Source organism: Lampropedia aestuarii (assembly GCF_004803635.1).
Lineage (GTDB): Bacteria > Pseudomonadota > Gammaproteobacteria > Burkholderiales > Burkholderiaceae_C > Lampropedia > Lampropedia aestuarii.
In genome coordinates this window covers 1-12,514 of the sequence record NZ_SSWX01000014.1, presented here as the reverse complement: position 1 = coordinate 12,514, position 12,514 = coordinate 1, and the positions used below count along the sequence as shown (strand labels likewise).

At 54.5% G+C, this 12,514-nt stretch carries 14 protein-coding genes and 1 pseudogene; 6 read left to right on the top strand and 9 right to left on the bottom strand.

Annotated features, from left to right (window positions below):
- Positions 1 to 27: 27 nt before the first annotated feature.
- The 3 genes and pseudogenes from E8K88_RS11350 to E8K88_RS11340 all read right to left on the bottom strand — a co-directional run bounded on the left by E8K88_RS11350 (position 28) and on the right by E8K88_RS11340 (position 1,918).
- Complete coding sequence (locus E8K88_RS11350; RefSeq protein WP_136406789.1) at positions 28 to 450, bottom strand: Spy/CpxP family protein refolding chaperone; 423 nt, start codon at positions 448 to 450, stop codon at positions 28 to 30.
- Positions 451 to 667: 217 nt separating this feature from the next.
- Positions 668 to 1,162, bottom strand: a pseudogene (locus E8K88_RS11345) (methylated-DNA--[protein]-cysteine S-methyltransferase); the annotation flags it as partial.
- Positions 1,163 to 1,357: 195 nt separating this feature from the next.
- Positions 1,358 to 1,918, bottom strand: coding sequence for a dihydrofolate reductase family protein (locus tag E8K88_RS11340; protein WP_136406787.1), 561 nt, complete (start codon positions 1,916 to 1,918; stop codon positions 1,358 to 1,360).
- Positions 1,919 to 1,976: 58 nt separating this feature from the next.
- Here E8K88_RS11340 and E8K88_RS11335 point away from each other — a divergent pair, with 58 nt between their 5' ends.
- Positions 1,977 to 2,693, top strand: coding sequence for an HD domain-containing protein (locus tag E8K88_RS11335; protein WP_136406786.1), 717 nt, complete (start codon positions 1,977 to 1,979; stop codon positions 2,691 to 2,693).
- A gap of 111 nt (positions 2,694 to 2,804) precedes the next feature.
- A complete protein-coding gene (locus E8K88_RS11330) occupies positions 2,805 to 3,008 on the top strand; it encodes a hypothetical protein (protein ID WP_136406785.1) in 204 nt (67 codons plus the stop codon).
- Between the two features lie 169 nt (positions 3,009 to 3,177).
- Here the strand turns inward: E8K88_RS11330 and E8K88_RS11325 are convergent, their stop codons facing one another.
- Entirely contained in the window at positions 3,178 to 3,510 is a 333-nt protein-coding gene (locus tag E8K88_RS11325; RefSeq protein WP_136406784.1) for a hypothetical protein, read from the bottom strand.
- A 223-nt stretch (positions 3,511 to 3,733) separates the two neighbouring features.
- Between E8K88_RS11325 and E8K88_RS11320 the strand changes: the two genes are divergently transcribed.
- Positions 3,734 to 4,231, top strand: a complete 498-nt coding sequence (locus E8K88_RS11320; protein ID WP_136406783.1) for a TspO/MBR family protein — start codon at positions 3,734 to 3,736, stop codon at positions 4,229 to 4,231.
- Positions 4,232 to 4,560: 329 nt separating this feature from the next.
- On the opposite strand, the gene E8K88_RS11315 is transcribed toward E8K88_RS11320, so the two are convergent.
- On the bottom strand, positions 4,561 to 5,820 hold the full coding sequence (locus tag E8K88_RS11315) for a DEAD/DEAH box helicase (protein WP_136406782.1): 1,260 nt from the start codon (positions 5,818 to 5,820) through the stop codon (positions 4,561 to 4,563).
- A 297-nt stretch (positions 5,821 to 6,117) separates the two neighbouring features.
- On the opposite strand from E8K88_RS11315, the gene E8K88_RS11310 reads away from it, so the two are divergent.
- The gene (locus E8K88_RS11310; RefSeq protein ID WP_276606669.1) at positions 6,118 to 7,164 is read left to right on the top strand and encodes a mechanosensitive ion channel family protein; all 1,047 of its coding nucleotides are present in this window, start codon (positions 6,118 to 6,120) and stop codon (positions 7,162 to 7,164) included.
- Between the two features lie 126 nt (positions 7,165 to 7,290).
- Positions 7,291 to 7,965 (top strand): glutathione S-transferase, encoded by a 675-nt coding sequence (locus E8K88_RS11305; RefSeq protein ID WP_136406868.1) that lies wholly within the window; start codon positions 7,291 to 7,293, stop codon positions 7,963 to 7,965.
- Positions 7,966 to 7,998: 33 nt separating this feature from the next.
- Here the strand turns inward: E8K88_RS11305 and E8K88_RS11300 are convergent, their stop codons facing one another.
- Entirely contained in the window at positions 7,999 to 8,643 is a 645-nt protein-coding gene (locus E8K88_RS11300; RefSeq protein ID WP_136406781.1) for a hypothetical protein, read from the bottom strand.
- Positions 8,644 to 8,887: 244 nt separating this feature from the next.
- Positions 8,888 to 9,061 (bottom strand): lysozyme inhibitor LprI family protein, encoded by a 174-nt coding sequence (locus E8K88_RS18030; RefSeq protein WP_168797312.1) that lies wholly within the window; start codon positions 9,059 to 9,061, stop codon positions 8,888 to 8,890.
- A 423-nt stretch (positions 9,062 to 9,484) separates the two neighbouring features.
- Between E8K88_RS18030 and gltS the strand changes: the two genes are divergently transcribed.
- Positions 9,485 to 10,777, top strand: coding sequence for a sodium/glutamate symporter (gene gltS / locus E8K88_RS11295; RefSeq protein WP_136406780.1), 1,293 nt, complete (start codon positions 9,485 to 9,487; stop codon positions 10,775 to 10,777).
- A gap of 803 nt (positions 10,778 to 11,580) precedes the next feature.
- Here gltS and E8K88_RS11290 read toward each other — a convergent pair.
- Together E8K88_RS11290 and E8K88_RS18610 are read right to left on the bottom strand one after the other, a co-directional pair.
- Positions 11,581 to 11,946: a T6SS amidase immunity protein Tai4 family protein gene (locus E8K88_RS11290; protein WP_136406779.1), complete on the bottom strand. Its 366-nt coding sequence runs from the start codon at positions 11,944 to 11,946 to the stop codon at positions 11,581 to 11,583.
- Between the two features lie 115 nt (positions 11,947 to 12,061).
- Positions 12,062 to 12,445: a type VI secretion system amidase effector protein Tae4 gene (locus E8K88_RS18610; protein WP_205880074.1), complete on the bottom strand. Its 384-nt coding sequence runs from the start codon at positions 12,443 to 12,445 to the stop codon at positions 12,062 to 12,064.
- Positions 12,446 to 12,514: the final 69 nt, after the last annotated feature.

The following is a 12,514-nucleotide window of genomic DNA, read 5'->3' as shown; positions in this document are numbered from 1 at the left end:
AATTAATTAAGCAACTGAGACTGGGTATTAGCCTGCGTGTTTTTGGCCACCACGCTTGGATTTCGACTCATGACCCTGTGCATGGAAGAGGTCTTGCTGCTCTTGGCTCAACTGAGCAAGAAATGCATCTTTTGCCTCTTGTTTGGCCTGCTTGTGCTCTTGGCCGAGCTGGCGTTTCTCTGCCTTTTGCGCATCGCTCAGGTTTTGTTTGTCGCCATGTGTGCCGCGCTCATGCTGGGTGGATTGGACCACCGCCTGGTACTGCTCCCAGGCTTGTTGCTGTGCGGGAGTCAGGTTCAGATTGGCAACCAGTTGCTCAGCGTGCTCACCGCTGCCACGCTGGTGTTGCTCTGCACCTTTGCCGTCATGGGCTTGTGCTTGCATAGCCAAGGCGCTCAAAGCCAATGCAGAAGTGGTTACAAGAATACGCAGTGATGTGGATAAAGTCATGGTGAATTTCCTTTGAAGAGTGCGACCAACACAGGCTGTGTTGTCTGCACAGGGTGTATTCTGCGCTGGCAATGTATCGAGCACGTAGCGGCAATGCAGGGCATAGGTAAAGTTGTATGTCCCAGCGGTTGACTGAATTTCCCCTGAACCATTTGTGTGGTTGCACTGACCGCCAGGCTTGCACACACGCAGCGGTAAAGTGCACAGGTTTTTAGAAATCCATCCGAGCCTGCCCACGATTTTCCAGGCTCAGCAGGTACTGCTTGACTTCGAGCCCTCCGGCAAAACCAGTTAACGCGCCCGATGCGCCAATCACACGGTGACAAGGTGCGACGATTGAGATCGGGTTGCGACCATTGGCCGCGCCAACGGCTCTGACGGCGTTCGGGCGGCCGATTTGCTCGGCGATCTGGCCATAGCTGCGTGTTTGGCCGAAGGGTATCGTCAGCAGCGCTTGCCAGACTTGCCTTTGAAAGTCTGTGCCAGTGAAGTCCAGCTCCAGCGTGAACTGGCTGCGGTGCCCGGCAAAGTACTCCTGCAACTGGCGCTCAGTCTCAACTAGCACCGGACTGTCACTGGCTTCGTGCAGTTCGCCCAGACGCACACGGTTGGCACGCTCATGTGCCCACAAAATGGCCCTGAGTTTGCCATCGCGCCCGACCAGCGTGAGTTGGCCGACCGGAGAGGACATGTGCTTGAATTGGCTGGACATTGTCGCGTTCCTTGAAGTCACGGCTGTAGTCTTGGGTTTTAGCCCTGCTGAGCTAGCGCCACAATAGCCGCCGAGCGGCGTGGAGGGAAGTGGAGAGCGTACCTTGGCCAATCGCATCCGTATGCTGTCACGAGGACTTGCCGGGGCAAGCGTCGCATGTGCAGTCCCTGTTGGCTCTAGCGGCTGGATTGGCCGTTAATCCGTTGCTGTGTTGCGCTCAACGCGGTAGCGCTCTTGGACAAAACCGTTGTCAGACGCGTGGACCTCGATCAGCTGCAAGTGCTGCTGCGAGGGCGCTGTGTTAAACAGCGGAATGCCCGAGCCCAGCAAAACAGGAATGCGGGTAATGGTGAGCGTATCAATCAACCCCGCTTGTAAAAAACGCTGGATGGTCACGCCGCCATCAATATACAGATGGCGCAGGCCTTGGTCGGCCAATTGCTTGGCAATGCTGGCGGGCGTGCCATTAGCATGCTGTACCTTGCCTTGGAGCTGCGCAGGAATGTCCAGTACTGCGCTGGAGAGCACAACTACGGGAATATTCTCGTAAGGCCAGGCATCAAAAGTCAGTACCTTGTTGAAGGTGTTTTTGCCCATCACAATCGCATCGACCGTGGCGATGAAGGCCTCGTAGCTGAGGCCTTGGATGGGAGAAGCCGCATATTCTGGCCGCGCAAGCCAGTCAATGCCGCCGTCTAATTGGGCAATAAAGCCGTCCACACTGGTGGCGATGTATACAGAGCATTCGATGGACATGGTTTCGTTCTGATTGGGGGGCGCTGCTTGCAATCAGCAACTTTTGCATAATTATCGGATGATTCAAGCAGACTCAAACACCCAACCACACCCCACGTCCGATGCCGTGCAAGGTTTCTCCCAGCAATTTGTTGGGTACGAGGCGCTTGCAGCTCAATTACTGCCGTGGGCCATCGATGCCAAGTCCACAGACGGCGCACACGACCTGGCCCATATTGCACGCGTTTGGATGAATGCAAAAAGAATTGCCGAGGTAGAAGGCGCAGACTTAGAAGTGCTTGTGGCAGCAGTGATTTTGCATGACTGCGTGGCGGTGGAGAAAAGCTCGCCGCTTAGGAGCCAGGCATCACACTTGGCGGCAGAGCGTGCGACTGCCATTTTGACGGGGCTGGGCTGGTGCAAAGACCGCTGTGCCTTGGTCGCTCATGCGATTGAGGCCCACAGCTTCTCCGCAGGCATTGCGCCGCAAACGCAGGAGGCTTGCATTGTGCAAGATGCCGACAGGCTCGATGCGATTGGGCTGATTGGCGTGGCGCGTTGCTTTTATACGGCAGGGCGCATGCAGTCGCAACTCTATGATGTGGCTGACCCCAAAGCCGTGCAGCGTGAGCTGCAAGACAAGGCCTTTGCACTAGACCATTTTCCAAGCAAGCTGCTGAAGCTCAGTGAGAACTTTCGCACTGGCCACGGAGCTGCATTAGCCAAACAACGGCATCGCCTGCTCAAGGATTTTTATGATGGTTTTTTGAGCGAAGTGGTAATCCCCCATTTTTAGCAGTAAGCATTAGTAGAGAGGTTTGACTGTTTTCTTGCTATTTTTTGTATTGGGGTCATGCCCCCCAGAGCCATGCTCGGTCTTTCGTTGTTGTAGCTCCATAGCCAGGCAGTGGCTGGCGCATTGGTCGGCTCAGCCATTGAAGGCTCTGCCGGGGCAGCACGCGGTATGGAGTATGTGATTGCTACTGAAACAGGCAATCTGCTCACAGTGGTGCAAGGAATTGAGCCAAGATTCACTGAGGCTGACGCTGTGATTGTTCTCTACGGCAGTCCCGCACGGGTGATTGCCGATCCTCGCGCTAACGCTAAGTGAAGATTGGCTGACAGACTCTCAGCACAAGTAGCAATGACTGGACATTGAGGTCTGTGCAAGCGCTTGAAACGGTCGGTTTGGGCAAGACCATGCCCAGACTGGCCGCTGCTTATTGCGGACAGGCATTTGAGCGCAACTTATTGGGTTGGGCCGTGCTTGTCTTTGTCGATTAAGCGGTGCACAGCACGCCGCGTTTGAAATCCCAGCGCGAACAATCGCCATAGTGCAGTGCGCCGACAGCCAGGCCAATCCCGAACACGACGCCGCCCAATGCCATCGCCCAAGGAAAAGTGGGGTTTGTGTCTAGCAAAAAACGCCGCAATGGGGCGTGATTGGGCTGTACCAAAGCGGTGATGCCAGTGACGCCCACGGCCTGAAACGCCATGGCAGCTACGAGTCGTGCGCCGTTGATCGCTGCCATGTCTTGCGTACGACTCAGGTAGATCCAGATATCAATAGCGACCAGAAAGAGGCCGGCGATGGCTGCCACGATCTTGGTCATGCGTACATTCATAAGCGGTGAGTGTCTTTGGTTGCTGGCCTGTGATTCAATGGCGGCGTGTGGCCTTGCGTCGAATGGAGTCTGTTGCTGGCTGCTCGCTGGTGGTGTAACGCACGGTCAAGTCAGAGTATATTGACTTTATCCGCATTTGTTTCGATTGGCGCGACTTGGCCGTTTCTGCAGGCTCGGTGCTTCACGCTTTGACCCATACATGGAGATACAGATGGCAGTCTACACAAGAAAGCAACAAGTCCTTGGACTGATAGCCTGGTTGCTGCTGGGCTTTGCCGTTGCAGCAATTGGGGCTTTTGCCTCCATCGATGCCAAGGATTTTTATGGCCAACTGACGCAGCCAACATGGGCACCACCGGAAGCCGTTTTTGGCCCCGTGTGGAGTGTGCTGTATGTGATGATGGCGATAGCTGCTTGGCTGGTGTGGCGTGAGGGCGGATTTCGTGCCCATCGCACGGCGCTGGCGATTTTTCTTGCTCAGCTGGCGCTCAATATGCTGTGGAGTTGGCTCTTTTTCGCCTGGCACATGGGCGCTTGGGCATTCGCCGACATTGTGCTGCTATGGATGCTGATCGTGGCCACGGTGCTGGGCTTCTGGCACGTGCGGCCATTGGCCGGGGCGTTGCTGCTGCCGTATCTCGCATGGGTGAGTTTTGCAATGGCGTTGAACTATGCGGTTTGGCAACTGAATCCAGCGCAGTTGGGTTAGTGCCAGTCCTGACAAGCGCTGCCAAGGCCGTGAGTAGCGGACTCAGGCTTGTCCCAGATGCGCGTCCTTGCGGAGCGAGTGTGGCTCTGAAAGCCGGACTTGAATTTCAAGCGTCAGCGGCAGAAAAAACCAGGCACAGCGGCAGTTGTTGCCGCATCGGAGCAAGTTGACGAGGCTGGCGTTGAGGGTGTCAGGTCGCGCGTTGGCCAGAAAGCCTGTTCACAATCTAAGGGCAGTTGTGCAAGGCACAAAAATGGCAGTGCAAGACGCCTGTTGCCGCCCATGGTTTGCATGAGCAATGAGCACAACGGGCAACGCCGCAATGCGCTTTACTCGTTGCCGCGCTGCGCTGCGCGCAGTTTGTCTTTTTTGCTCATGCGCTTGCCTTTGATGCCGCCGTTGTTGCCATCTTCATGTGCGCCGCGCTCGGGCGCTTGCTCTGTGACAGGGTAGGCTGGCAATGTCTCCAGCGCAATGTCGAGCTTGTTGCGTTTGACAATCAGATTCCAATGCGCCTCGGTGATTGGCGTGACCAGGCTGATCGCCATGCCGCTCAGGCCCGCACGGCCGGTGCGGCCGACGCGGTGGGTGTAATCGTCGGGCGAGCGAGGCAAGTCGTAGTTGACAACCAGGGGCAGCTCGTCGATATGGATGCCGCGCGAGGCCAGATCGGTGGCGATCAGCACCTGCCATTGCTTGTTCTTAAACTCTTGCAGCACCGTCTGGCGTGCGCCTTGGCTCAGCTCACCATGCAATGCCGTGGCAAAAATCTTTTTGGCATACAGCTTGTCGGCCAGGTGCTCTGCGCCGTAGCGGCTGGCGACAAAGACCAGAATGCGCTGATCCGGGTGCTGCTTGATGAAGTCACGCAGCACGCTGGTGCGTTTGTCGGTATCGACATAAATGGCACGCTGCTCAATGGTCGCGTCTTGCTGGTGGGTGTTTTCTACCGCAACGCTGGCGTGCGGTGCGCGCAGCAATTGCGGCACCAAGGCCTGCACGGCTGGCGCAAAGGTCGCTGACAGCAGCAGTGTTTGGCGCTGTGCTTTGGCGGGTAGCAGGGCGAGGATTTGCTCCAACTCATCGGCAAAGCCCAAGTCCATCAAGCGGTCGGCCTCGTCCATCACCACAGTTTGGATGTCCTGGAGCTGCAGCTTGCTGTTTTCCACCACATCCAGCAAGCGCCCAGGCGTGGCCAGCACCCAGTCCACGCCACCACGCAAAGCCATCAGCTGCGGGTTGATCGAAACGCCACCGGTCAGCACACCCACCTTGGGCCTGCGGTCCATCGCTTGGCCTAGCAAGTAAATCAGCTCGGCCACCTGGGCTGCCAGTTCACGCGTGGGCACCAGGATCAGCGTTTGCGTCGTGCGTGGGCCTTTGGCGGCATCGTGCGCTAGCCACGCTTGCAGCAGTGGCAGCACATAGGCGGCGGTTTTACCCGAGCCAGTGGGCGCGCAAACATGCACGTCTTGCCCGCCGACAATGGCTGCAATGGCCTGGGATTGAACGGGTGTGGGCGCAAACAAACCTTGAGAGGCGGCTGCATTAACCAACGCTGGGCCGAGGCCAAGGGCAGAAAAGGACATGGGGGAGAGCACTACAAGAATCAAAGAGGCTATTGTCGCTGCTTATGGCGAAGTACGGCACTCTAAATGCCCGTGTTTTTTCTGTTGTGGCCCATTGCCGTGACGTTTGGTTTGAATGCGTGGGCTCGCCCAGCTAGTCAGCCATGGGGCCTGCGTTTGAGGGCCGGCGGCCCTATGGTTCGTCTGCCGTGTGGCATTGGTGGTGCCCAGCGCATGGTACAAAGCAGTTTGTACATGCATGGCTTGCTTTGCTTCCGTTTCAATACGCGAGAGCCAGATGGCCGATAAGGAAAAAAATTGCCGCAATACGATGATTCGCTCAAGTACCTGTACGGGCTCGCGCTGCTGCTCGTGGTGTTGGCCCTGGCGGCCTGCGTGACCTTGGCTGAGCGGCGCCATCGCAACTGGTCCAAAAGCATCACCGTCCACGGTATTCAGTGCCTGTTTTTTCTGGCTGCGATTGGGATTGCGCGTTACTTTTCGCTCGAAGCGATTGACGACTACCACCTGAGCTGGATCACTAGCGGCTTTGTCAATCTGGTTGCGGTGGCGCTGAGCATGGGCGTTCTGATGCAGAAAATGTCGCTGCTGATCAACCGGCTGCAGCGCGCCCAAATCAGCAAAGGGCATGATCCTACATCGGCCCGCATCGTCTCGCGCATGATGAAGTTTGGCGTATTCATGGTTCTGGTGCTGCTGTTTGGCGAGCACTTTGGGCTCAGCGTGTCAGGCCTGCTCGCTTTTGGTGGTATTGGTGGTCTGGCCATTGGCATGGCCAGCAAGGACATACTCAGCAACGTCTTCTCAGGCACGATGCTGTATTTTGACCGCCAGTTCAACATTGGCGACTGGATACGCTCACCTGACCGCCAAATTGAAGGCACAGTTGAAGAAATTGGCTGGCGCCTGACCAAAATCACGACTTTTGACAACCGGCCCCTGTTTGTTCCCAATGCGCTGTTTTCATCCATCAGCATAGAAAACCCTGGCCGCATGACCAACCGCCGTATCAACGCCGAGATTGGTCTGCGCTACGAAGATGCGGGCAAAGTGCGGGCCATTGTCACGGACATCCGCCAGATGCTGGCCCAGCGTTCCGACATTGACCAGACGCAGACCACGTTGGTGTACTTCAATGCTTTTGCCGACTCTTCGCTCAACATCATGGTCTATTGCTTTACCAAAACGACCAATTGGGCCAAGTGGCTCGAAGCGCAGCAGGATATTTACCTGGACATCATCGACATCGTGCACCAGCACGGCGCCGATTTTGCCTTTCCAAGTCAGACGCTGTATATGGAGAAAACCGAGGACGATAAAGCCGATGCAGCCAAAGCCGATTGAGCACAACGCCGGCATGCAGACGTATGATGCGATCCAGCGCTACACTCAATCAGAGAGCCGGTATTGGCAGGTAGGGATGCTTGTTGTAGATGCGGATAGCCAAGGCTATCGCAGAGGGAACCCATGATGATTGTTGTGCACCATCTGAACCATTCGCGCTCGCAGCGCGTGCTGTGGCTGCTGGAAGAGCTGGGTCTGCAATACGAAGTCCAGCATTACCAGCGAGACCCCAGAACCATGCTGGCACCTGCCTCATTGAAGGCCGTACACCCTTTGGGCAAATCGCCAGTGATTACCGATGGTCAATACACGATTGCCGAATCGGGCGCGATCATTGAATACCTGCTTGAGCGATACGGCAATGGCCGCTTGGTGCCCGCCAGCGGCACGCCAGAAAAGTTGCGCTACACCTACTGGTTGCACTTTGCCGAAGGCTCGGCGATGCCGCCGCTCTTGATGAAGCTGGTGTTCGACAAGGTACAGACCAGCCCCATGCCATTTTTCGCCAAACCAGTCGCCAAGGCGATCGCGCACAAGCTCAAACGCATGTTGGTGCAGCCCAATATCGACAACCAGTTGGCGTATATGGAGGCAGAACTGGGCAAAAGTGCGTGGTTTGCGGGCAATGAATTTTCGGGGGCCGATATTCAAATGAGTTTTCCGCTCGAAGCCGCCGCCTCACGTGCAGGCCTGGATGCCCGCTGGCCCCATTTGGTGGACTTCTTACAGCGCATCCATGCACGCCCAGCGTACCTGCGTGCTTTGCAGCGTGGTGCGTCTGAAGCCTACACCAAGAAGTGATAGGGCTGCTGAGTTTCCGTAAGGCTGCACCATTCACCGATCGGGTTGCCAAAGGGCAATTGCGCAATGGGCTGCTGGGGCTGCTTGCTCATTCGTGGCGCGCGCTCCCAGACCGAACGCGCCGATGGTCGGCACAGGGGCCGCGCTTGGTATTGGGGCTTGAGCCGGAGCGATAGCAATCGCGTTGTTTTCAGAGTTACCGCCCGTAAACCAGCTTTTGGTGTCCGAGATTAGTGAATACGCATGGGCAGAGCCGATATAGGTGATGGAAAAATCGCCAGCAGATCGTGGGGTGATGGTGAAATGTATAACGCCCGCTGTGACTGGATATTCGGACGTATCGATGATCGAGCTCAGCGCAGGGCATTGGTAGCCTGGCGCATGCGGGAGCAGATTGAGTTCATTATTTTGACGGCTTGCCGTGGTATGGCAGACCTGAGGCACTGAGGAGCTGCCTGCGACAAAGCTGCAGTTGCCAATCTCCCATCCTATTGGAATCGTCAACGCGACTTCTGCCAAGCGATCACTGAATCTGCATGTGCCTCGGTCTGAAGACACTTTCAGCTCGACGTCAAAGGTTTCATTGACTGTGCCCACGGTTGGTTGGTCAACGTCATCAATTTCGATGCAGCCAGTCAGTACCAGCAAGGCTGCGGCTACTAATGCGACATATTTCATAAAACGGCTCGCAACAGGAATGAGCGACATGTCTTAGAAATATGGGTTTTCTGTCAATCACTGGGATTGGTGTGGAGGGTAAGCCCTGGTCTTTGTTTTTGATTCTTAACGGCTTTTCTTTATTGACAATTTCTGAATTGCTTCTCAATGAGGAAAATCAATCCTATAAGCGCGAGCGCCATATGAACCGACCTTGTTAAACGGCGTGTAGTGGAGCGCGGCGGTATTTGCAGAGCGCAGCGGTTTATGGCTGCGCCGAGTTTTCAAGCTCTTGTGCGCGCTGTATGGGCATTTGCAACATGCCCGATGCGGCGTTGATTGACGCGATGCTGCCGCTGTCTTTGTCTGCATGGAATTGGCCATTGGCATCACGGAATCGAATCCAGAGGCCTTGCACGGCTTGTGAACTCTTGGTCAATGCCGCTTTGCATGAGCAACTGTGGTACTTGCATTACTCAGGCAGGCAACGTAGCGCTGGCTGTCCGGTTGTAGTTGGCGGTTTCTGCAAACGCAGAACTGCTCCAAAAGGCCAGTGTCGGGGTGGCCAAAATTGCCTTGGGTATGGAGTGGCTCCTTGGTTGCGGTTTTCAAACATGGATAATGCCAAAGCGTCAGCTTGGAGCTGCAGAACGAAAATGTGGCCTGTGTCGCGCATCAAACGTGCGGTGACGCACGCAGGAACGTATGCATCCACACCTAACAGAAAGTAGGGCCTGCTATGGGGATGGCAAATGTCTTGAATTCGCCACGAAATCTGAATTCATTATTAAGGTTTGACGCTGACAGGTTCTAGGACACAACGCCGCGTATATGCTTGGCTGAAGAATAAATTGGAGTAAGCATGCAAGCTTTAGACCTTGATGGAAATTACACCTTGATTGCTGCGACAGTGGTGCTGATCGTGGGTAGGTTGCTGGTGCACAGAATCAAGTTCCTTAATGACTTCAACATTCCCGAGCCGGTGGTTGGTGGTCTGGTGGCGGCGTTGCTACTGACCATTGCCCATGCAGCGTTCGGTTTTGTTGTCAGCATTAACGGCAGCTTGCAGACGGCAATGATGTTGATGTTTTTCTCCTCCATTGGACTGGGGGCGGATTTCAGCAAGCTCAAGGCGGGTGGCAAGCCGCTGGTTATTTTGACCTTGGTGGTTGGTCTGTTCATCGTGGTGCAAAACATCACCGGCATCACCATGGCCACCCTGTTTGGCATGCCACCCTTGACCGGACTGGTGACGGGATCCATCACGCTGACCGGAGGCCATGGCACCGCCGCCGGCTGGGGCCCCAGACTGGAAGAGCTGGGGGTGACAGGTGCCACCACGCTGGGCATTGCCTGTGCCACCTTTGGACTGGTGATCGGTGGGCTGATTGGCGGGCCGGTCGCGCGCCGACTGATCAGCAAGCACAAGCTCACTAGCACCAACAATGCCTCCTACGGCGCCACTGCCGACAAGCAAGCCTTGGATGCAACCGGCATTGAGCCGAAGGTCAACGACGATGGTTACCTGGATGAAGCGGCGCTGCAGTTCGAGCTGCCAGGTCGCCTGCGCCTGATTACTGCGCAGACTGCGCTGGAGACGCTCAGCCTGTTTGCCGTGTGTCTGGCTGTTTCTTCCTATATTTCCAACTTCGTCACCACCCATTTTCCTGATGCACCAGTGACGATCCCGACCTTTGTATGGGCACTGGGGACAGGGGTTGTGGTGCGCAATTTGATCACGCCACTGTTCAACTTCAATGTGTTCGACCGTTGTGTGGACGTGATAGGCAACGTGGCGCTGTCACTGTTTCTGGCGATGGCGTTGCTGTCGCTCAAGCTGTGGGAGCTGGTGGATCTGGCGGTTCCTTTGCTGGCCATACTGGCGGTGCAAACCATCGTGCTGGTGGTGTTTGCAAGCGTCGTGACATTCCGAGCGATGGGCAAAGACTACGATGCGGCAGTGGTGGCAGCCGGGCATTGCGGCTTTGGCATGGGCGCTACACCCACGGCGGTGGCGAACATGCAGGCCATTACGTCCAAGTACGGCGCCTCGCACAAGGCGTTTCTTGTCATTCCACTGGTTGGCGCGTTCTTCGTCGACATCATCAACGCCACGGTGCTGTCGATACTGACGTCCTTGCCGATGCTGCGCTGAGTGGATTGGCCCTGTTTTACAAGGGAATTGGCAAGTTCCAGTTTGGCGTTGATCTAAGTCCATCGGACTCAGCTGCTTGAGCCATTGTGCGTTGACCCAGCTTATTTCACAGGTCAGCCAGCTCAAGCATCAACCTCAGCGGGAGTTTAAAAATGCAGCCTTGCAAGCGATTTGTTAGAGCAGGGCGCGGCTTTTTTATATGGGTTTTCTGCTTGAGCAGGAGACCTGTCCAGCATATCTCGCTAATTATCCAAGGTTTACATTTTGGTGTCGATGAATTGACAAGTAATAAAACCTCTCAATCACGTTGTGCTTCAAAATAAGTCTTCGGTTCGATCTAAATTTTGAAAGGTTGAGCAGGGAGGTGCTCGCACAATGAAAGTCAGAGTTCAACGATTGTCTATTCGTCAGAATGCCAAATTGTTTGCCATTTTCTCGGCTTTATGGTCGCTTGTTTTTATGGTGCCCATGACGTATTATTCGAGCTCATTGACCAATGAGCCGCCGAGATTTTTTGCGTTTTCGCTGATTTTTTATCCCGTTGTGCATCTAATTATTGGCTACATCTTCACAGCCATCAGCTTCTGGATATACAACCTATTGTCCAAATACATTGGCGGTATTGAGTTTGAATTGAAAAATGTTGAAATGCAGGCAAGAATTTCATCGGATTCGTAGGGGGCCGCAGCTTTGCTTCCCACACCAGATGACGCTTAGAACTGCGGCGTTGCAAAAGCATTTTTAGTGTAGGGCGCGGCTTGTTTTTATATGGTTTTTCCGCGTGGGCAGGAGTCCTGCCCACCCTACCTCGCTTGTATATACCGTGTCGCGACGGCATTCAATTCTGTGCTTTGCGATAAATCAATGCATTTCATCACAGCTAAGCTTGCATTGCCTGATTTGCTGGCGTACTTTTTGGCCAAGAATTGCCTGGCTAATTCTGCCGCCTCTGCATACGCGTCTGCGTCCAACGTGCCTGTCTCCACGTATCCCCCTGCCGCAGCTTTGGCTTCTTCGCCTGCTTGGGAGTTTGGGAATGCCTGATACAGGCAGTGGCTGAGGGCAAAATTTTTCAGGTTTTCAGCTGCAGCACTTTCGCTTGCATGGGCTGTATTAAAGAAGAGTGGTAGAGCAAAAAGAGATGCAGCAACAATTAATTGAGTACCCATAGAAATGCCTCACTAGAGGGAATCTCTCAAAACCTCAGTCTCGAAAAATTCGCATCAACTAAATCAATGAGTTACAAGCGATGAATTCGCGTTTTTAGGGGTTATGAGAGGTTCTCTAGACTCTGGAAAATAACATGCATCCGCGCAAGACGTGCCATTCCATACATGTTGCATGTCCTGTTACGTCACTCCACTGATTCACTCTGAAAACAATAATTCCCTTTTTGCCAGAAAAATCCGAAGATTTTGGTGATTCCACAGTGATGTCTGGGCTGCCAAATTTCTTAGTTAAATAAGGGACTAGATCATTGGCGCGATATAGATACCATTTCCCATCTTTTCCTGAAGATGTCGCCCAAACGCCTCTTGATACTGGGGGTCCTGAATTATTTAATGCGTAACTGATTCTAATTGCACATGCGTTAGTAAATATTCCTGATGCAATGTTGATTCCCACTTTTCCGCGGATATGCTCACCCACTTCGCTTACTTGTCGCATCCCGGATGATTGTATAGATAAAAGGCGCTATGCTTTGTTCTGTATTGACCCACTAAAAAGCTGCACAGG

Coding starts and splice junctions, on each gene's coding strand:
- E8K88_RS11350 (WP_136406789.1), bottom strand. CDS start 450: ATGACTTTATCCACATCACTGCGTATTCTTGTAACCACTTCTGCATTG.
- E8K88_RS11340 (WP_136406787.1), bottom strand. CDS start 1,918: ATGTCCATCGAATGCTCTGTATACATCGCCACCAGTGTGGACGGCTTT.
- E8K88_RS11335 (WP_136406786.1), top strand. CDS start 1,977: ATGATTCAAGCAGACTCAAACACCCAACCACACCCCACGTCCGATGCC.
- E8K88_RS11325 (WP_136406784.1), bottom strand. CDS start 3,510: ATGACCAAGATCGTGGCAGCCATCGCCGGCCTCTTTCTGGTCGCTATT.
- E8K88_RS11320 (WP_136406783.1), top strand. CDS start 3,734: ATGGCAGTCTACACAAGAAAGCAACAAGTCCTTGGACTGATAGCCTGG.
- E8K88_RS11315 (WP_136406782.1), bottom strand. CDS start 5,820: ATGTCCTTTTCTGCCCTTGGCCTCGGCCCAGCGTTGGTTAATGCAGCC.
- E8K88_RS11305 (WP_136406868.1), top strand. CDS start 7,291: ATGATTGTTGTGCACCATCTGAACCATTCGCGCTCGCAGCGCGTGCTG.
- E8K88_RS11300 (WP_136406781.1), bottom strand. CDS start 8,643: ATGAAATATGTCGCATTAGTAGCCGCAGCCTTGCTGGTACTGACTGGC.
- gltS (WP_136406780.1), top strand. CDS start 9,485: ATGCAAGCTTTAGACCTTGATGGAAATTACACCTTGATTGCTGCGACA.
- E8K88_RS11290 (WP_136406779.1), bottom strand. CDS start 11,946: ATGGGTACTCAATTAATTGTTGCTGCATCTCTTTTTGCTCTACCACTC.
- E8K88_RS18610 (WP_205880074.1), bottom strand. CDS start 12,445: ATGCGACAAGTAAGCGAAGTGGGTGAGCATATCCGCGGAAAAGTGGGA.